The sequence below is a fragment of the Paractinoplanes aksuensis genome (genome assembly GCF_024137025.1).
Taxonomy (GTDB): Bacteria; Actinomycetota; Actinomycetes; order Mycobacteriales; family Micromonosporaceae; genus Actinoplanes; species Actinoplanes aksuensis.
Genome location: NZ_JAMYJR010000032.1, coordinates 46,372 through 64,107 on the forward strand (window position 1 = coordinate 46,372; position 17,736 = coordinate 64,107).

Genomic DNA, 17,736 nt, shown 5'->3' on the forward strand with positions numbered 1-17,736 from the left:
TTCCGGCGTTCCCAAATTTGCGCTGTAGGGTCTTGACCCTGGGTGGGCGGGGGAGGCGGTGGCACTCCCGCGATCTTGACGAAAAGTCGTTCGCTCTTTCTGTTATCGGCGTCCGTGCGGGGCGTCTCCTTTGCCAGTGATCAAGCGCCGGCCGGGCCGCCCGGGTCCGGCGCGGCCGCATCAGCCCTGGTTGAGGAGTGACCTGTGTCGTACGCGAACCGGCCCGGCGACGCGCCGCCGTCCCGTCACCGTCGCGGGCCTCGCCGGGCCCTGACAGTCGGGCTCGCGGGTGTGGCCGCAGCCGCGGTGGCAGTGACGGTGGGGGCGGTTGCCCTGGCCGGTACGAGCGATGACCCGCAGCCGTCGCCGGTGGCGGCGCCCGTTGTCACTTCACGGCCGGCTGCCCCGTCCGCGACGAGGGCCGCTGCCGTGCCCCCAGCGCCGGCCCCGGCGTCGTCCAGCGCCTCGGCCACAGCGTCGCCCAAGACCACGGCGGCCACCCGTGAGGCGCCGCCCAAGGCGGGCTGGGTCCCGGTCGACAAGGCGGCTTGGCAGAAGCAGGTCAGCGCGTACAAGGCCCGCAAGCCCGACCCGGTGCCGGGCAACGTCGGGAACCTGCCGGAGTTCCGGGCCGACTGCACCTACAGCCACCGGCGGGCCGACGACCCGATCGTGCTGCCCGGTCTGCCCGGCGCGTCGCACATGCACTCGTTCGTCGGCAACAAGAAGCTCGATGCGTACACGACCGCGGGTGACCTGATGAAGTTCACGGCCTCGACCTGCAAGCCGGCCCAGGACCACTCGGCCTACTGGGTGCCCACGCTGTACGACAACGCCACGAACAAGCCGGTCGAGACCACCGGCTTCCGGGTCTACTACCGCTCGCTGCGCGACAAGTCGGGCGACGTGCTGCCGATGCCCAACGGCCTGCGCATGATCGCCGGCGACGCGAAGAAGAAGGTGCCGACGCCGCGGGGCGCGCAGGGCCAGTTCTACTGCGCGTTCTACGGCCCCGGCGACCTCGACGGCATCGCCCGCAGCACCAACGGCAACTGGCCGATCTGCGGCAAGGGCGCCACGTTCCACTTCATGATGCAGTTCCCGGATTGCTGGGACGGCAAGAACCTGGACAGCCCGACCCACAAGGCCCACGTGGCCTTCGGCTCAGCAAGCTCTTGCCCGGCCAGCCACCCGGTCCGCATCCCGGCCATCACCTTCGACATCCAGTACGGCGTGACCGGTACGAAGGCCGGCTATTACCTCTCGTCCGACAAGACCGGCAAGAGCGCCTCCTCCATGCACGGCGACGCCTTCGTCATGTGGGACGCCGACTTCATGGCCAAGCAGACCCGCAACTGCATCGCCCAACGCCGCACCTGCGACAACAACGGCTACCTCAAGTAGCGCTGCACCTCGCCCGATTCGAGGGAGGCGTAGGCGGCCTCGACCAGCTGCAGCGTGCGCAGGCCGTCGGCGGCTGTGGTCGGGGCCGGGGCCTCGCCGGCGGCCTCGAGCAGGAGGGCACGCATGGGACCCACGAAAGCGTCGGGGATCCAGCGCGTCGTCACCGGGTAGGGCAGCCAGCCGTCGGTCGGCAGCACGCGGCTGTTGACCTCGACCGTGTCGGGGCGGCCGTGCGGATAGTCGTAGAGCAGGCCGATCGTGCCCCGGACGGAACCGTGCGAGCCGTCGATGCGGAACGTCGCGGACTGGTCGCCGGTCTTGTTCTCGTGGTTGACCTTGATCAGGCCGCGGCGGCCGCCGTCGAACGTCAGCGTGGTGAACGTGCGGGTCTCGCCGGCCACGGCCTGGCCCGGGCGCCGGCCGCCGACGCAGTAGACCGACGCCGGGTCGCCCATCAGCGCGCGCACCGAGTCGAGGTAGTGGATCGAGTGGTACATGAGGTCGAGCCGCGGTGAGGTGACCAGCCAGTCCCACGCGGTGAAGTCGGTTTCGATGTCGACGTCGATGACGACCGCGGTGACCTCGCCGATCCAGCCCGCCTCGGCCATCGCCCGCGCCGCCGCCATGCCCTCGCCGTAGCGCATCTGGTGGTTGACGACCAGGGACCGGCCGGCCGCCTGGGCCGCCTTGACCAGCTCGGCGCCCAGCTCGGAATCCACGGCCAGCGGCTTCTGGGCCAGCACGTGCTTGCCCGCCTCGAGCGCCCGGCGCACGATGGCCGGCTGGGCCTCGGGCACCACGGCGACGTCGACGACCTCGACCGCCGGGTCGGCCAGCAGCTCGTCGAGCGTGTAGGTGCGCGGCAGGTCGAACTCTTGGCGCAGCTTTTCTGCCCGCTCGGCGTCCAGATCGCAGATGCCGGCGACGGTCAAACCCGCCTTCCGGTACGCCGGCAGGTGCGCGACCTGCGTGATGGCCCCGGCCCCGACGATGCCGATCGTCTTGCGGACGGGCTCGGGAACGGTGAGGTCACAGGCGGCGGCGATGGGCTGGAGCGGCTGGAGCACGATAATTCTCCACGTCTTCGGGTCAGGGCTGTTTCCCATATCACCACGCCATGTAAACTCAGTCAATCGTTTGAACGAGTCCGACGGAGGCAGGCATGAGCAACGGTCACCGGCTGGAAATCTTCGGCCGCGCCTTCGACGGTTTCGAGCGCAGCCTCACTGATCAGCTGGCCCAGCTCCCAGCCGTCGACGCCGGCTACCAGCTGCTCGAGATCGAGGATCTGCAGCGTGAGGTGGTCGAGGGCACGCTCGCCACCGACGGCCGGGCCGACGTCCTCATGCTGATCACCGACTGGCTGCCCGCGCTCATCCAGTCCGGCAAGATCCTGCCGATCGCCCACCCGTCGCCTGACGACTGGGCCCCCGCGCTGCGCGAGCTCCAGACGGGTCCCGACGGCGCCAACTACGGCATCGCCTATCACGACGGCCCCATGCTGTTCCTCTACCGCACCGATCTGTACGGCGACGAGAAAGAGCAGCGGGGCTTCGCCGACCGCTTCGGTTATCCGCTGGCGCCGCCCACCGCCTGGTCCCAGTTCCGCGACCAGGCCGTCTGGTTCGATCGCCCCACGGCCGACCTCAGGGGCACGGTGCTGGCCGGTTATCCCGACGAGCACAACAATGTGTACGACTTCTTGACCCACCTGTGGAGCCGGGGCGGCGAGCTCATCGGCCCCGACGGCCGCTCCGGCCTCGACAGCGCCGCCGCCGGTGAGGCCGTCGACTTCCTGCACGGCCTGTGGCACGTCGACCGCGTGGTCGACCCGGCCGCCGCGGCGTGGGACAGCGTCAGCTCGGGCGTCCACTTCGCCGCCGGCGAGGCCGCCATGATGGTCAACTGGTGCGGTTTCGCCGCGATGTCGGCCGACCCCGCCTCACCCACTCACGGCCGGGTCGGCTGCGCGCCGGCGCCCGGCGCGGTCACGATGAACGCCTACTGGGTGCTGACCGTCCCCGCCGGCGCCCGCGATCCCGAACGCAGCGCCGAGCTGATCCGCCGGCTCACCACCCACGACATGGACGTGCGCACCGCCCTGGCCGGCGGCTCGGCCACCCGCCGCGACAGCTGGGCCGACCCGCGGGTCCGCGCGCTGGCGCCGTACTACGACGTGCTCGAGCAGGCCCACCAGCATTCCCGCTCCGTGCCGGTCGACCCGCGCTGGCCACGGATCGCCGCCGTACTCAACGAAATGATGCGCGAGGTCGTCGAAGAGGCTGCCGGCCGCACCGCCCTCGACAAAGCCCACGCCAACCTCAACGCCCTCCTGACCCAGCAAAAGAGCTGAGCGCTGTGGTGGCAAGAGGGTTCGGTCGGGCTGCTTTCGGTCGGTCGCACGGCCTTCGCGGGGGTGTGGGCGCTGTGGTGGCGAGAGGTTTCGGTCGTGCTGTACTCGACCGGGTGCAGGGCCGACCTGAAGGTGTGAGCGCTGTGGCGGCGAAGGGGTGCGGCCGCGTTGCTGTTGGCCGGGTGCACGGCCGACGCGATGCGCTCGTAGCGCGTACAAAAGCATGAAGTTCTTGGTTCGTCTTGAGACGACGCTGCCGAGCGGGATGCCGGAGGAGGAGCGCGCGGCGCTGCTGGCCGCGGAGCTGCGACGGGGTCGGGAACTCGTGGCGGCGGGCACGATCGATCACATCTGGCGTCTGCCGGGGCGGCTGGCCAATGTGGGTGTGTGGTCGGTGGCTGATGCGGACGAGTTGCATGCCGTGTTGGGGTCGTTGCCGTTGTGGCGGTGGATGACCGTGGGGGTGGAGGCTCTGGCCTCTCACCCGTTGGAGACGGGCGCCGTCGACTCTCGATAGACCAGCTCGATGGCGGTGTCGACCACTTCGGCCACTTCGTCTTCGGGGGAGCTGGCCAGCAACAGTTCCACGGCGCGGGCGCCCAGTTGTTGCAGGGGCATCCGCACTGTGGTGAGCGCGGGCACCAGATGCTCGGCGAGGGGCAGGTCGTGGACGGCGACGACCGACACGTCCTCGGGGACGCGCAGGCCGCGGCGGCGCAGGGTGTCGAGCACGCCGACGGCCATGGCCACGTTGGCCACGAAGACCGCGGTCGCGACGTCGAGGCCGCCGCGCAGCAGCTCGGCCATCGCGTCGGCGCCGCCGCCCGGCGTGTAGTCGCCACGGGCGATGCTTTCCGCGCGTACGTCGAGGCCCGCATGTTTCATGGCCTGCCGGTAGCCGGTGGCCCGTCGCCGAGCGGTGTCGGCGCCGAACGGGCCGGCCACGTGGACAATTTTTTCGTGTCCCAGCGCGAGCAGGTGTTCGACCGCGAGCTTGGCCGCCTGGGCGTCGTTGAGGATGACGAACCGGTGGTGGTCGCCGGTGTCACGGCGGTTCACCATCATCCAGGGCAGGTTGAGGCTTTCGAGTTTCTGCTGCTCGCGCGGCGTGGTCGGGCTGGCCAGCATCAGCCCGTCGACCCGGCCCTGGCCGAGCAGGTCGAGGTAGCGGTCCATGCTCGAGTTGTCGCCGGTCGACGAGCCGGTGACGAGCACGTGGCCCTGGGCCAGGGCCGCGCTCTCGGCGCCGGTGATGATCTCGGCGTAGACCGGGTTGGCGAAGTCGGGGATGACCAGCCCGAGCGTGCCCGCCTTGGCCGTGCGCAGGCTGCGGGCGGCCGAGTTCGGCCGGTAGCCCAGGTTGGCGATCGCCTCGACCACGCGCTCGCGGGTGTCGGGCCGGATGACCAGGTTGGGGTCCTCGTTGACGACCCGGGACACGATCGCCTTGTCGACGCCCGCGAGTCGTGCGACATCGACGAGTGTCACCCGTGTGCCGCGTCGCCCCGTCATCCCCACCCTTCCGCTCGGCTCATGCCGGTGCACAGCATGCTACGGCTCACGGCGGACCGGCGGCTGCACAAGTTCGAGCGTGATGTCGTCCGGATCGACGAAGTAACAGGTGAATCCGCCCTTGTTGACGCCCGCGGTGATTTCTTGCGGCGGACTGACGAACTCGACGCCGGCGGCCACGAGCCGCGCGTGCTCGGCCCGGGCGTCCTCGACGCACATGGCCAGGTGGGCGGCGCCGGGCCGGTGCCGGTGGCCCGGACCGAACGGCTCGCCCTGCGGCACGCGGTATTCGACCAGTTCCAGATCGTGGGTCGAGACGCCGCGGGGCTGGCCGGGCACGCGGAGTTGCGCGATCCGCAGGTCGGCGTCGGGATAGCCGACCAGGCGCCGGGTGTAGTCGTTGTTCTGGTCCTGCTGGTGCACGAGCTCGAAGCCCAGCAGGTCGCGATAGAACGCCACCGACCGGTCGATGTCGGCCACCGTGAAGCTGAAGTGCCAGACGCCGCGCATCTACCGGGCCGCCAGACTGCGCAGCGCGGCCGCGATGTCGTCGGTCTGCGGCAGGATGGCCTTGGCCAGCTGCACCGCGGCCGGGATGCGGCTGTCGCGGGCGCCGACCCGGATCGGGGGAGCGCTCAGCGAAACCCCGGACTCGACGACCCGGGCCACCACCTCGGCGCCGAAGCCACCGGTCAGGTTGGCCTCGTGCACGACCATCAGCCGGCCGGTGCGGCGCACGCTGGCCAGCACCCCGTCGGTGTCGAACGGGTTGAGCCAGACCGCCTCGATGACGTCGGCGCTGACCCCGGTGGCATCCACCGCGGCCTCGACCGACGACGTGATCGCACCCCAGGTGACGACCGTGACGTCGTCGCCCGCGCGGCGCAGCCGGTGCCCGCCGATGGGCGCGATGGGCCCGCCGATCTGCACCTCGGCCTTGGCCCCGGCGTACAGCGTGCGGTTCTCGATGACCACGACCGGGTCGTCGCAGGCCACGGCGGACAGGGTCAGGTCGTACGCGTCCTGGGCCTGCGACGGCATGGCGACCCGGATGCCCGGCACGTGCAGGAGCAGCGCCTCCAGGTTCTGCGAATGCTGGGCGCAGGCGCCGGGTGAGTTGCCCTGCTGCGTGCGGATCGTCATCGGGGCGCTCAGCCGTCCCTCGGAGACGTAGCGGACGTTGGCCGCCTGGTTCACGATCTGGTCGAACGCCACCAGCATGAAGTCGGCCCACATGATCTCGACGATCGGCCGCCGGCCCATCATCGAGGCGCCGACCGCCGCGCCCAGCATCGCCGTCTCGGAGATGGGCGTGTCGAAAACCCTTTCCCCGTACGCTTTCCGCAGCCCCCGGGTGACGCCGTGGACCCCACCGGGCAGGGCGACGTCCTCGCCGAACAGCAACGTCTCAGGCATCTGCTCGAGGCAACGCGCCAGCGCGGCGTTGATCGCGCCGCCGTAGGTGAGCTTGGCCGTCTCAGACATACAGGTGCTCCCGGGCAGTGGACGGATCGGTGAGGGGTGCGGCCAGCGCGCGCTCGGCGGCGGTGGCGATCTCGGTGCGAGCCCGTTGCTCGACCGCCTCGAGCGTCGAGGCGGCGACGCCTTGAGCGGCCAGAGCATTCTTCAGCCGGACGATCGGTTCGACCTTCTTGTCGGCCTCGAGCTCGCCGGCCGGGCGGTACATCTGCGCGTCGCCGATGTAGTGGCCGGTGATCCGCCGCGTGAACGCCTCGATGAAGGTCGGCCCGCGGCCGTGCTCGGCCGTCATGATGGCCAGCCCGACGGCCGTGGCCACCTGGGCCGCGTCGTTGCCGTCGATGCGTACGGCCGGAATGCCCAGGGCGTGCGCCCGCGCCGACAGGTCGGGGTTGCGGACCATGTCGTTGATCGGCGTGAGCTCGGAATATTTGTTGTTCTCGCAGATGAACACGACCGGCAGGTCCATGGCCGCGGCCATGTTGAGCGCCTCGGAGACGCCGCCCTGGTTCATCGCGCCGTCGCCGAACACGGTGAGCGCGACCCGCCCGCTGCCGTCGAACTTCGCCGCCAGCGCGGCCCCGACCGCGATCGGCGCGCCCGCGCCGACGATCGAGTTCTCGCCGTAGAAGCCGTATTCCGGCGCGGAGAAATGCGCCGACCCGCCGCGGCCGCCGTTCACACCCGTACGCCGGTAAAGCAGCTCGGCCAGGATCTTCTCGGCCGGCACGCCGCGGGCCATGGCCCAGCCGTGCCCGCGGTAGGTGCTGAAAACCGCGTCCTGCGGGCGCAGCGTGCGGCAGGCCCCGACGGCCACGGCCTCCTGCCCGTTCTCGAGGTGGACGGAACCGACCACGTCGCCGTCCAGCCGCAGCTGGAGGATCGTCTCCTCGAGCGCGCGGATGCGCCACATGCTCAGGAGATCCGCCAGTTGCTCGTCCTTCACGTTGCCCTCCATCAGTCCATCTCCAGTCCGCCGTCGACGTTCAGCGCCTGCCCCGTGACGAACGAGGCGAGATCGCTGACCAGGAAGGCGACGGCGTTGGCAAGCTCATCGGGATCGCCGGCGCGGGCCAGCGGGGTGCGTTCCGCGACGTCGTCGAGGTATTTCTGTCCCGCGCCCGGGCCGAACTCGCGGTCGCGGTCGGCGAGGATGCCCGACCACATGTCGGTGAGGAAGACGCCCGGGCACACGGCGTTGACCCGCACCTCGGGCCCGTAGGCGAGGGCGGCGCTCTTGGTGAGCGAAAGAAGGGCGGCCTTGCTGGCGGCGTAGTCCATCGCGTTGGGCCGCCCCGACCGCCCGGCGACCGAGCTGAGCGTCACGATGCTGCCGCCACCGGTCTCTTTCATTCGCGCCGCGGCCGCCCGCAGCGTGTGGAACACTCCGGTGAGGTTGACGTCGAGCGTCTGCCGCCACTCCTCGTCGGTGATCTCGGCCGGCGGCCGGGTGCGCATGACGCCCACGGCGTTGACCAGGATGCTGAGCTCACGCCCGGCCCGCTCGGCGGCCGTGCCCACGATCGCCCGGCAGGTCTCGGGATCGGAGAGATCGGCCCCGATGGCCGGCACCCCACCCAGCTCGGCCGCGGCCTTGTCGAGCCGCTCACCGGGCAGATCAGCGATCACCACGGTCGCCCCGGCCCGCCCGAGCGCCGCCGCGACGGCCCGCCCGAGCCCGCCACCACCCCCGGTGACGAGCGCCGCCCGGCCATCCAGGTCGATCCGCATGCGCGCCACCCCAAGCTCGTTCAATCGTTTGACCGACAGTATGCCGCCGACTCAAGACCCGTCAAGAGAAGCCGTCAACGCGGCCGGCAGCGCGCTTGTACCGTCGCCGTCAGTCCTCGTCCGGGGTGTAGGGATCGGTCGGTATAAGCCTGATGTCCGGAATGGCGGCGGCACGTTCTTCCGGTGTGGCGTCGAAGGTGAGCATGTCGGCGCCCTCGGGAATGCCGACTCGGGAAAGGAAGATGCCGTTGCGACCCACATCGCACCAGAGCGTCGCGAAGCCGATCCTGCTTTCGGCACTCCCGGTGTAGGTGATGTGGAGACCCCCGCCGTCCCCGTCCGGGCAGGCCACGTCCGCGGGTGCGGGCCAAGCGTCTCGGATCCTCGTGAAGGCGTCGAACCACGCCTCCCAGGTCCGCTGGGAATCCGTCATCTCGACCATGCGATCTACTCCGCCTCAATCAGGTGCTTGTGCGCCTGCCACCATCGTTCCTCATACGCATACGCGCGGCTTTCGTAGGCAGCGCGGGCAGACTCCTTCCACGGGAACTCTCTGCCGTCGCGAAGCTCGTCAAGGTGGAAGCGTTCGTGGGCGATGGTGCGAGCGAGCTGCTCTTCATTCATGAACGCGTCGCGAGCAAGCTTGATCTCGCCGTCGGGCATCGTCACCCCGAAAAATTCTCGACCTGGCCCCGACCCGCGACGAACCTTGTCCAGTGAAAATCTGACGCCGTCCATGTCGATCCCGTACTTGTCCGCGATCGCCAGGACGTTGTCCCTGCTCATCAAGACCTTGTCACCATTACGGACGATGCCGTCGCCCTCTCGGCGCAGACCGTCCTCCACTGCCCGAGTGTCACGCCGCGTACTGCTTGTTCCGGCTCGTCCTGTATGTGCCACGTCGGCCACTGCGTCCTGGGCCCGGGCTACGTTGCCAGCGGCTCGTGCGCCGGGCGGCGGCGTCTCGCGACCCGGGCGGGCAGGTGGGCTACCCCCGGCCTCGGCGTCTGGACCGTGGGAACTTCGGCCGCGGCCAGTCACGTCGCTCTCCGTCCCGCCGAGCTGTCCACAGCCGCGAAGCTAACAACCAGAGTCCATGATGGTCTTCGACCAGCAATCCACGTTGTCAGTGGCGTACACAGATTGGCGGGACGGAATGCATGTCAGCACTGCCGCACTCGGGCCGTCCTGCGCGGTCAAGAGATGGACTGAGCGGTGATGCGGCTGCTCGACGATCGGCCGCGGCGGTTGGCGACGATCTCGTACCAGGCGGCTGCTCGGGGCGGGGGAACCGAGAGCGTCCAGCTCGGAGTCGATCGGCTGCTGGTCGACTCGCTCCCTGACGGGTGCCGGGCTGTTCTGGCGGCTGGTGATCTGCAAGGTGTCGCGCCGTCACCGCTCGGTGGGCGGTCCGGCCTGCTCGGCATCGCGGTGGCCGACTACCTGGAAGTCTGGGCAGAGGACGGGCTGCTGCCGTCGCCGGATCAGGTTGGCGTCCTTCTGGCCGGCGATCTGTATTCGGCTCCGGAGGCCGATCGCCGGGGCGCGTCCGGTCCCGTGACGGATGTGTGGCTGGCGTTTGTTGCAGCGGGCTGCCCGGCGATCTTCGGCGTGGCCGGCAATCACGACGAGGTGACCGCCTCGGAGGTCGCGGCGCTCGGGCCGGACGTTGCCCTGCTCGATGGCGATCGCCGCGAATTCAACGGCCTGACGGTGGCTGGCGTCAGTGGCGTCATCGGAGATCCCGCACGCCCTTTGAGGCGCGCGGATCACGACTTCCACGCGGCAGTGGAGGCTGTCATCGACCCGTCGCCCGACGTCCTGCTCCTTCACGAAGGCCCGGCCGGGGAGGACGTCGATCAACGGGGCAACGGTTCTCTTCGTGCTCTGATCGAGCGCCGCGCCCCGGCTCTTACCATCTGCGGACACGTGCACTGGGCGCGCCCCACGGCGTTGCTCGGCAGTGGCCACATCATCAACGTGGACACCCGTGTGGTCGTCCTGGTCGCCGCGTCTTGAGCTGCGGGCGCGGGCGTGTAGTGAAGGTAAGGTCGCCTCAGCTGGAGAAGACGACGCCCGGGGGAAACTCGCCCCGTTCCTGCCACGAGCGTTTGACCTTCGAGGCTATGGCGCCCGCAGCCGAATCGAACTGGCCGTCTTCGGCGGACACATGCCAAGTGTGCTTGTCGATCGTCAGGACGCGGTCGAACTGACGGTCGAGGCCGAACTCGTACCGCACCTCGTCCTCCGACTCGACGATTTTGCGTCCGGCCACCGTCATGCCCATGGCTTCCTCCGCAGCTTCGAGCAGGCACCCGAGTCTGCCAGTTCGCGCCGGGACGCCTTTGAGTTGCCGAAGACGATCTCAGCTGAGCAGGACGTCGGTTACCGGGCGGCGGGGGGAGGAGGGGCCGGGGTGGCCGTAGCCGATGCGTAGGGCCAGCTGGGGGTAGCCGGAACGGCTCAGGGAGCGGCGCAGCTGCTCCCGGGCGGCGGGGACCTCGATGGGCTGGGAGATCATCGAAGCGGCCAGGCCGGCGTCGGTCACGGTGAGCAGGACCCTCTGCAGGGCCTGGCCGGCCGTCAGTTGGTCGGCGGGGCGGTCGCCTGCTGAGCCCAGGACCGCGACCAGCGGTTCCGGCTCGTAGTCGCGGCCGGGGGCGCGGCGTCGTTCCGCGAATGCTCTTTGTGGCAGCAGGTCTTGCGGTTCGGGGGCGGGGGCACCGGCCGCCACCGGCACGCCGTCGGGAGCCGTGTCGGCGTGGGTCCAGCCGGCCATCTCGAGCTGGTAGTTGGTGTCGCGGCGCAACACCCGGTCGGCGCTTCGGGCTATCTCGGCGAAGCCCGCCAAGGGGACCATCCCTACCAGCAGGTCGAGCCACGCGTTCTCGGTGCGGGCCGCGTCGATCAGGCGGCGGCGGGCCTCGGCCGGCACCGGGTCGGGCCAGAACGGCGCTCGGTGGCTGTGGCGGCGGGGGATGGCCGCGTAGAGGTCCCTTTCCGCGTACGTGGGCGGGCGCGGATGGGCGGGGGCCAGGCGGGCCATCAGGTCGGGCTGGGCGCGGTCGGGACGCAGCGTGACCTCGGCTGGGCGGCCCGCCGTGGCCAGGGCCAGCCGGGCGTTGAAGATGGCGGCGCCGCACGCGATGCGCACCGCCCAGCCGGCTCGGTCGGCGACCGTCAGGCGGCGGGCCGGGTCGGCCAGGATCTCGATCGCGCCGTCGCGGGCGCGGAACAGCCACGGCTGGGTGTTGTGCAGGGACGGTGCGCGGATGCCGGCGGAGGCCGCGCGCAGCAGGTCCTCCTTGTGGTAGCCGGTCATCGCTCCCGACCCCCTTACGCGGTGACGATCACGTCGGCCGCGGTGCGGCGCGGGCGGGGCGGCAGCGGGGTCTGGTCGGCCGTGTAGCCGAGGCGGACGGCCAGGTAGGGCTCGCCCAGGTCGGCCAGCAGGCCCCGCACGAGCACGCGCGGCCACTCGACCTCGATGGCGTCGCTCAGCGGGGCGGTCGCCAGGCCGTCGGCCGTGGCCTGCAGCAGCAGCGCGGACAGGGCCTCACCGGCCTGCAGCAGCTGGACGGGGGCGTCGCCGCGACCGAAAAGGATCACGAAGGAGGCGCCCTCGTCGTGGGCGCTGCCGACCGTGAGGCCGGCCTGCTCGTCGGGCACGTAGTCCCGTACGGGAACTCGGCGCAAGCCGGGCTCGACCGCCGTCGCCGCGGAGATGCCGTCGCCCGAGTCGGCCGGGCGGTGGGTCCATTTCTTGAGCTCTTCGCGGTATTCGGGGTCGTTCAGCTCGGCGTGACCGGCCAGTTCGGCCGAGATCGCGAGCGCGGTGATCTGGTCGCGGGGCACGGTGTGCAGGTAGGCCCCCGACTTCTCGACGAGCAGCCGCAGCTTCGTCAGTTCCTCGTCCGAGACCGTACGCGCTCCGAACGGCCTGCGATCGGTGCGGCGCCGGGAGATGGCGTCCGCGAGATCTTCAAAACGGGGCGGCACGGGCGCGCCCAGCCGGATGCGGGCCAGCACGGACGGGCTGGGCAGCCGGGTGACCGAAGCGGACCAGCCGAGCGCGGCCAGCGTGACGAGCGCGTGGTGCAGCGCGGCGCCGCAGCTCAGCGCGAGGAGCCGGCCGTCCCGGTCGGTGGTCTCGAGGCGGCGGGAGTCGTCGGCGTGGAGCTCCATCGTGTCGCCGTCGATCACCCAGCGCCAGGGCTGTGTGTTGAAGACAGATGGGGCGTGCAACGCGGCGGTGGCGGCCTGCTCGAGAGGTGTCATGCCTCAAGCGTGCGCGTGAGCCGGTGAAGTGTTCAGGGCCGAAGGTCCTGTCTCACGAGGAGATCGGCACCCGCCAGGTCAGCACCGTGCCACCGTCCGGGCCCGGCTCGACCGTGAAGGATCCGCCGAGGTCGTGGGCCCGTTCGGCCATGTTGAGCAGGCCGCCCCGGGCCGCATCGGGCCGGATGCCGGCCCCGTCGTCCTCCACCCGCAGGCTCACGGCCGACCCCGCATGCACCGAGACCCGTACGGCGGTCGCGTTCGCATGACGGGCCACGTTCGACAGGGCCTCGCGCAGCACGGCGAGCAGTTCCGGCACGATGTCGTCGGGGATGGCGCTGTCGACCGGCCCGGTGGTGTCGAGGGTCGGGCGGAACCCGAGCGCGGCGGCCTCGACGGTCTCGCGCAGCGCGGCCCGCAGCGACGGCCCGACCGGGGCCCGCAGCTCGAAGATCGACCGCCGGATGTCGCGGATCGTCTCGTCCAGGTCGTCGACGGTGGCGTTGATCCGCTTGGCCGTCTCGGCCCGCGACGTCTGCGAGGCGGCGCCCTGCAACTGCATGCCGGTGGCGAACAGCCGTTGGATGACCACGTCGTGCAGATCGCGGGCGATTCGCTCCCGATCGGCCAGGACGGCCAGCAACTCCCGCTCTTCCTGCGCACGGGCCCGTTCGAGGGCCAGGGCGGCCTGCCCGGCGAACGTCGACAGCAGCACCGCGTCCTCGTCGTCGACCGGCTGGTCGGGCGCCTGGGTGACGATCAGCAGGCCGTGCGGGGTGTCCGAGCCGGTCAGGGGCGCGATCACGGCCGGGCCGGCGGGCACCGGACCGGGCCAGTCGGCCGCCGCGCGCAGGTCGTCGATCACCCGGTAGCCGCCGGGGTCGAAGTCGTCCATGGCTATGCGGCCGCCGCTCAGGCCGGCGCATCCCGGGTCGGCCCCGTCGGCCACCTCGATCGTGTACGACTCGTCGTCGAACAGCAGCACCAGCACCAGATCGGCCGCCGAGACCTCGCGCGCGCGGCGGGCGATCAACTGCAGAGCTTCCGTACGCCGGACCGTCCCGAGCAGCACCCCGGTGATCTCGGCCGTGGCCGCGAGCCACCGCTCCCGCCGCTGGGCCAGCGTGAACAGCCGGGCGTTGTCGATGGCGACGCCGGCCGCGGCGGCCAGCGCCACCACGATCTCCTCGTCGTCGTCGCTGAACTCGGCGGCGCCCTGCTTCTCGGCCAGATAGAGGTTGCCGAAGACGTGATCGCGGATCCGGACCGGCACCCCCAGGAAGCTGTGCATCGGGGGATGGTTGGGCGGGAACCCGTACGAATGGGGATGCTTGGTGATGTCGGGCAGCCGCACCGGATGCGGGTCGGTGATGAGCAGCCCCAGCACCCCGCGACCGTGCGGCAGGTCGCCGATCCGGGCGTGCAGCTCGGGTCCGATGCCGTGCGTGATGAAATCGGACAACTCGGTGCGATCGGCCCCGATCACCCCGAGCGCCCCGTATTTCGCGCCGACCAGGGCGCACCCCGACTCGACGATCCGCTGGAGCGTGCTGCGCAGATCGAGGTCGGTGCCGATGCCGACCACCGCGTCGAGCAGCGCGCGCAGGCGTTCCCGGCTGGTCATCACCTCGCCGACCCGGTCGAGCATCTCCTGCAGCAACTCGTCGAGGTGCACCCGGGAGAGCGGACCGAGTCCGAGCGAGGGCTTCTTCTGCTCCGCCACGACCCAAGATTAACGGGACCAGGACTTAAGACCCTTGGGCCAGGCCTGACGTACGCGATAGGAAGGTCGAATGATCCGAGTCTTCCTGCTCGACGACCACGAGGTCGTCCGCCGTGGCCTTGTCGACCTGCTCCAGGCCGGTGGTGACATCGAGGTCGTGGGCGAGTCCGGTTCCGCGCAGGAGGCGGCCCGGCGCATCCCGGCCCTGAAACCCGACGTGGCGATCCTCGACGCCCGGCTGCCCGACGGCAACGGCATCGACGTGTGCCGCGACGTCCGGGCCGTCGACTCGGCCATCCGGGGTCTCATTCTCACGTCGTACGAGGATGACGAGGCGCTGTTCGCGGCGATCATGGCCGGCGCGTCCGGTTACGTGCTCAAGCAGATCCGGGGCACCGACCTGGTCGACGCGGTGCGCCGGGTCGCCCAGGGCCAGTCGCTGCTCGACCCAGCGGTGACCCAGCGGGTGCTCGAGCGCATCCGCAACGGGGTCGAGCAGCCGCGTGAGCTGGCCGCCCTCACCGACCAGGAGCGCCGGATCCTCGAGTTCGTGGCCGAGGGGCTGACCAACCGCGAGATCGCCAACCGCATGTTCCTGGCCGAGAAGACGGTCAAGAACTACGTCTCGAGCATGCTGGCCAAGCTGGGTCTGGAGCGCCGCACGCAGGCCGCCGTCCTCGCCACCCGGCTGCTGGGCGAGCACCCGCACTGAGTCGGGCGGACGCACGCGACAAGATCCAGTGACATTCGCACGTGTGATCGTTTGGTGCATGCCCGAATTGCCACATGGTGCACATCGATGGGGTGTGGTGGAACCGATTCAGCCGCACCCTTTCCAGTTCTACCGGCAGGTCACAACGGCCGTGACGATCGAACCTTGCCTATTGATGGAGGCTGCTTCGATCATGTTCTGGCCGGTCACGGCGTCGCACGTCGCGTACGCCGCTGATCCTGAGAACGCATGACTCTCGTATCCGTGGGCAGGTGATTCCACGGATGGAGACGACATGACAACGCGCAAGCCCGCCACGCGCGCGTCGAGCACAAGCCACCACATGGTCCATACTGGATCAGTGAGCACGTGCGGATGCACGTGCAGATGCGCCGGTGCTCTTGTCCGGGGAGGACTCTGATGCGGCTGAGACATCCCTCCGGCCGCATCGTGCACCTCTCCTGTGAGATCACTCCGGCGGCGGCCAGCAATCTACCCGCTGTCGTCGCGCAGCTCGACACGTACGGCGCGGTCCGCGCCCGGCTCGGCGTCGACGCCCTCGGCGTGTGCCTCTGGCTTCCCCCTCCGCTCGCCGCTGCCCTTGCCGTAGAGAGCCGCGCCCGCACCCGGCTTCGTGCCGAACTCGACGCCCGTCGGCTCGAAGTCGTCACGTTGAGCGGCGCGCCCTTCGGCGAGGGCGGCGGCGAGACCCCCGCCTGGACCGAGCCGTCCCGCCGCGAGTACACGCTCGACCTCGCCCGCATCCTGCTCGACCTGCTCGACGAGGACGCGGTGCGCGGCAACGTCAGCACCATCGGGCTCGGCGCCCGCGAGGGCTGGGGCGAGACGCAGGAGAAGGCGGCCGCCGGCATCCTGCGCCGCCTCTCGCACGGCCTGGCCGACCTCGCCTGGCAGAACGGCCGGGCCGTCCGGGTCGGCTTCCAGCCCGCCCCGGGGTGCGTGCTCGACAGCCCCGAGCAGACGGTGGCCGCGCTCAGCCGCATCGACAAGGACAGGCTCGGTGTCAGCCTCGACCTCGGCCACGTCGCCGAGCACTGGGACGACCCGGCCGCCGGCATCGACACCGTGACCGACGCCGGCCTGGCGATCGTCGAGGTGCGGCTGACCGCGGTGCCCGGGTCGACCACTGGCGCCTGGCGGGCCGGACTCGACCGGCTGTTCGGCGGTCAGGGTCCGCTCACCGAGAACCTCACCCTGGTCGGCCGGGCGCCGGGCCAGCCGGTCGAGCAGATCGCGGGCGATCTGGCGTACCTGTTGGCCGAACTCGCCGCCCTCGGCCTCGCGCCGGAAAATGAGCCCTGCCCCGCGCGCTGAAATCCGTCTAGAGTCGGTCGTGGCACTGCCGAGGACGGGTGGTCCGGGTCGTGGGAGGCGCAACCCCCGCCGGTCGTGACACCCCGAAACCGGTCGTGCCACCGGGCGGCCGTCCCTCGCCGCCCAATCTCCAGCTGCTCATTTCCGAGGGAGAAACACCATGGCGCGACCCATCACGCTCTTCACCGGCCAGTGGGCCGACCTGCCCTTCGAAGAGGTCTGCCGGCTCGCCTCCGAGTGGGGTTACGACGGGCTCGAGATCGCCTGCTGGGGTGATCACTTCGAGGTCGACCGGGCCCTGGCCGAACCCGACTACATCGACCGCAAGCGCGCGCAACTCGCCAAGTACAACCTCGAGGTGTTCGCGATCAGCAACCACCTGGTCGGGCAGGCCGTCTGCGACCACCCGATCGACGAGCGCCACCAGGACATCTTGCCCGCCGACATCTGGGGCGACGGGGACGCCGAGGGCGTACGCCAGCGGTCCGCCGAGCGCATGAAAGACACCGCCCGGGCTGCCGCCAAGCTGGGCGTCAAGACGGTCGTCGGCTTCACCGGCTCGTCGATCTGGCACACCGTGGCCATGTTCCCGCCCGTCCCGCCGGCCATGATCGAGCGCGGCTACCAGGACTTCGCCGACCGCTGGAACCCGATCCTGGACGTGTTCGACGAGGTCGGCGTGCGGTTCGCGCACGAGGTGCACCCCAGCGAGATCGCCTACGACTACTGGACCACCCGCCGCACGCTCGAGGCGATCGGCGACCGGCCGGCCTTCGGGCTCAACTGGGACCCGTCGCACTTCGTCTGGCAGGACCTCGACCCGGTCAACTTCATCCTCGAGTTCAAGGACCGGATCTACCACGTCGACTGCAAGGACGCCAAGGTGCGCACGGGCGACGGGCGGCGCGGCCGGATGAGCTCCCACCTGCCGTGGGCCGACCTGCGGCGCGGCTGGGACTTCGTCTCCACCGGCCACGGCGACGTGCCGTGGGAGGACTGCTTCCGCGCGCTCAACGCGATCGGCTACGACGGCCCGCTCTCGATCGAGTGGGAGGACGCCGGCATGGACCGCCTCGTCGGCGCGCCCGAAGCGCTGCAGTTCGTCAAGCGGCTGGCCTTCGACGCCCCGACGGCGGCGTTCGACGCGGCCTTCTCCCGGTCCTAGACACGGCTGCGGCCGCCCTCGACGCTGAGGGCGGCCGCAGAGCC

Annotated in this window: 19 protein-coding genes; 7 read left to right on the top strand and 12 right to left on the bottom strand. The window is 70.6% G+C overall.

What is annotated here, in order from left to right:
• Positions 1-429 precede the first annotated feature (429 nt).
• The gene (locus tag M1L60_RS29065) at positions 430-1,404 is read left to right on the top strand and encodes a DUF1996 domain-containing protein (protein WP_253240721.1); all 975 of its coding nucleotides are present in this window, start codon (positions 430-432) and stop codon (positions 1,402-1,404) included.
• On the opposite strand, the gene M1L60_RS29070 is transcribed toward M1L60_RS29065, so the two are convergent.
• Complete coding sequence (locus M1L60_RS29070; protein ID WP_253240722.1) at positions 1,392-2,471, bottom strand: Gfo/Idh/MocA family protein; 1,080 nt, start codon at positions 2,469-2,471, stop codon at positions 1,392-1,394. The genes M1L60_RS29065 and M1L60_RS29070 overlap by 13 nt on opposite strands.
• Before the next feature lie 95 nt (positions 2,472-2,566).
• On the opposite strand from M1L60_RS29070, the gene M1L60_RS29075 reads away from it, so the two are divergent.
• Positions 2,567-3,757: an extracellular solute-binding protein gene (locus M1L60_RS29075; protein WP_253240723.1), complete on the top strand. Its 1,191-nt coding sequence runs from the start codon at positions 2,567-2,569 to the stop codon at positions 3,755-3,757.
• Between the two features lie 232 nt (positions 3,758-3,989).
• Positions 3,990-4,274, top strand: a complete 285-nt coding sequence (locus M1L60_RS29080) for a muconolactone Delta-isomerase family protein (protein ID WP_253240724.1) — start codon at positions 3,990-3,992, stop codon at positions 4,272-4,274.
• Here the strand turns inward: M1L60_RS29080 and M1L60_RS29085 are convergent.
• The 7 genes from M1L60_RS29085 to M1L60_RS29115 all read right to left on the bottom strand — a co-directional run bounded on the left by M1L60_RS29085 (position 4,238) and on the right by M1L60_RS29115 (position 9,325).
• Positions 4,238-5,245, bottom strand: a complete 1,008-nt coding sequence (locus M1L60_RS29085) for a LacI family DNA-binding transcriptional regulator (protein ID WP_253240725.1) — start codon at positions 5,243-5,245, stop codon at positions 4,238-4,240. The genes M1L60_RS29080 and M1L60_RS29085 overlap by 37 nt on opposite strands.
• A gap of 63 nt (positions 5,246-5,308) precedes the next feature.
• A complete protein-coding gene (locus M1L60_RS29090; protein WP_253240726.1) occupies positions 5,309-5,779 on the bottom strand; it encodes a VOC family protein in 471 nt (156 codons plus the stop codon).
• Positions 5,780-6,754, bottom strand: a complete 975-nt coding sequence (locus M1L60_RS29095; RefSeq protein WP_253240727.1) for an alpha-ketoacid dehydrogenase subunit beta — start codon at positions 6,752-6,754, stop codon at positions 5,780-5,782.
• On the bottom strand, positions 6,747-7,706 hold the full coding sequence (locus M1L60_RS29100; protein ID WP_253240728.1) for a thiamine pyrophosphate-dependent dehydrogenase E1 component subunit alpha: 960 nt from the start codon (positions 7,704-7,706) through the stop codon (positions 6,747-6,749). The genes M1L60_RS29095 and M1L60_RS29100 overlap by 8 nt, the downstream gene beginning before the upstream one ends.
• Positions 7,706-8,479, bottom strand: coding sequence for an SDR family NAD(P)-dependent oxidoreductase (locus tag M1L60_RS29105; protein WP_253240729.1), 774 nt, complete (start codon positions 8,477-8,479; stop codon positions 7,706-7,708). The genes M1L60_RS29100 and M1L60_RS29105 overlap by 1 nt, the downstream gene beginning before the upstream one ends.
• A 109-nt stretch (positions 8,480-8,588) precedes the next feature.
• Positions 8,589-8,921 (bottom strand): hypothetical protein, encoded by a 333-nt coding sequence (locus tag M1L60_RS29110; RefSeq protein ID WP_253240730.1) that lies wholly within the window; start codon positions 8,919-8,921, stop codon positions 8,589-8,591.
• 5 nt (positions 8,922-8,926) lie between these two features.
• Positions 8,927-9,325: a hypothetical protein gene (locus M1L60_RS29115; protein ID WP_253240731.1), complete on the bottom strand. Its 399-nt coding sequence runs from the start codon at positions 9,323-9,325 to the stop codon at positions 8,927-8,929.
• 372 nt (positions 9,326-9,697) lie between these two features.
• On the opposite strand from M1L60_RS29115, the gene M1L60_RS29120 reads away from it, so the two are divergent.
• Positions 9,698-10,498 (top strand): metallophosphoesterase family protein, encoded by an 801-nt coding sequence (locus M1L60_RS29120; RefSeq protein ID WP_253240732.1) that lies wholly within the window; start codon positions 9,698-9,700, stop codon positions 10,496-10,498.
• A 37-nt stretch (positions 10,499-10,535) separates the two neighbouring features.
• On the opposite strand, the gene M1L60_RS29125 is transcribed toward M1L60_RS29120, so the two are convergent.
• From M1L60_RS29125 to M1L60_RS29140, 4 genes are all read right to left on the bottom strand, one after another.
• The gene (locus M1L60_RS29125) at positions 10,536-10,760 is read right to left on the bottom strand and encodes a hypothetical protein (RefSeq protein WP_253240733.1); all 225 of its coding nucleotides are present in this window, start codon (positions 10,758-10,760) and stop codon (positions 10,536-10,538) included.
• Positions 10,761-10,844: 84 nt separating this feature from the next.
• A complete protein-coding gene (locus M1L60_RS29130; RefSeq protein ID WP_253240734.1) occupies positions 10,845-11,801 on the bottom strand; it encodes an Acg family FMN-binding oxidoreductase in 957 nt (318 codons plus the stop codon).
• Positions 11,802-11,815: 14 nt separating this feature from the next.
• A complete protein-coding gene (locus tag M1L60_RS29135) occupies positions 11,816-12,757 on the bottom strand; it encodes an Acg family FMN-binding oxidoreductase (RefSeq protein WP_253240735.1) in 942 nt (313 codons plus the stop codon).
• A 52-nt stretch (positions 12,758-12,809) separates the two neighbouring features.
• Positions 12,810-14,405 (bottom strand): GAF domain-containing sensor histidine kinase, encoded by a 1,596-nt coding sequence (locus M1L60_RS29140; RefSeq protein ID WP_253240905.1) that lies wholly within the window; start codon positions 14,403-14,405, stop codon positions 12,810-12,812.
• 145 nt (positions 14,406-14,550) lie between these two features.
• On the opposite strand from M1L60_RS29140, the gene M1L60_RS29145 reads away from it, so the two are divergent.
• From M1L60_RS29145 to M1L60_RS29155, 3 genes are all read left to right on the top strand, one after another.
• Positions 14,551-15,192: a response regulator gene (locus M1L60_RS29145; protein ID WP_253240736.1), complete on the top strand. Its 642-nt coding sequence runs from the start codon at positions 14,551-14,553 to the stop codon at positions 15,190-15,192.
• Positions 15,193-15,612: 420 nt separating this feature from the next.
• Positions 15,613-16,527 (top strand): sugar phosphate isomerase/epimerase family protein, encoded by a 915-nt coding sequence (locus M1L60_RS29150; protein WP_253240737.1) that lies wholly within the window; start codon positions 15,613-15,615, stop codon positions 16,525-16,527.
• Between the two features lie 160 nt (positions 16,528-16,687).
• On the top strand, positions 16,688-17,692 hold the full coding sequence (locus M1L60_RS29155; protein ID WP_253240738.1) for a sugar phosphate isomerase/epimerase family protein: 1,005 nt from the start codon (positions 16,688-16,690) through the stop codon (positions 17,690-17,692).
• The last annotated feature ends 44 nt before the right edge of the window (positions 17,693-17,736 follow it).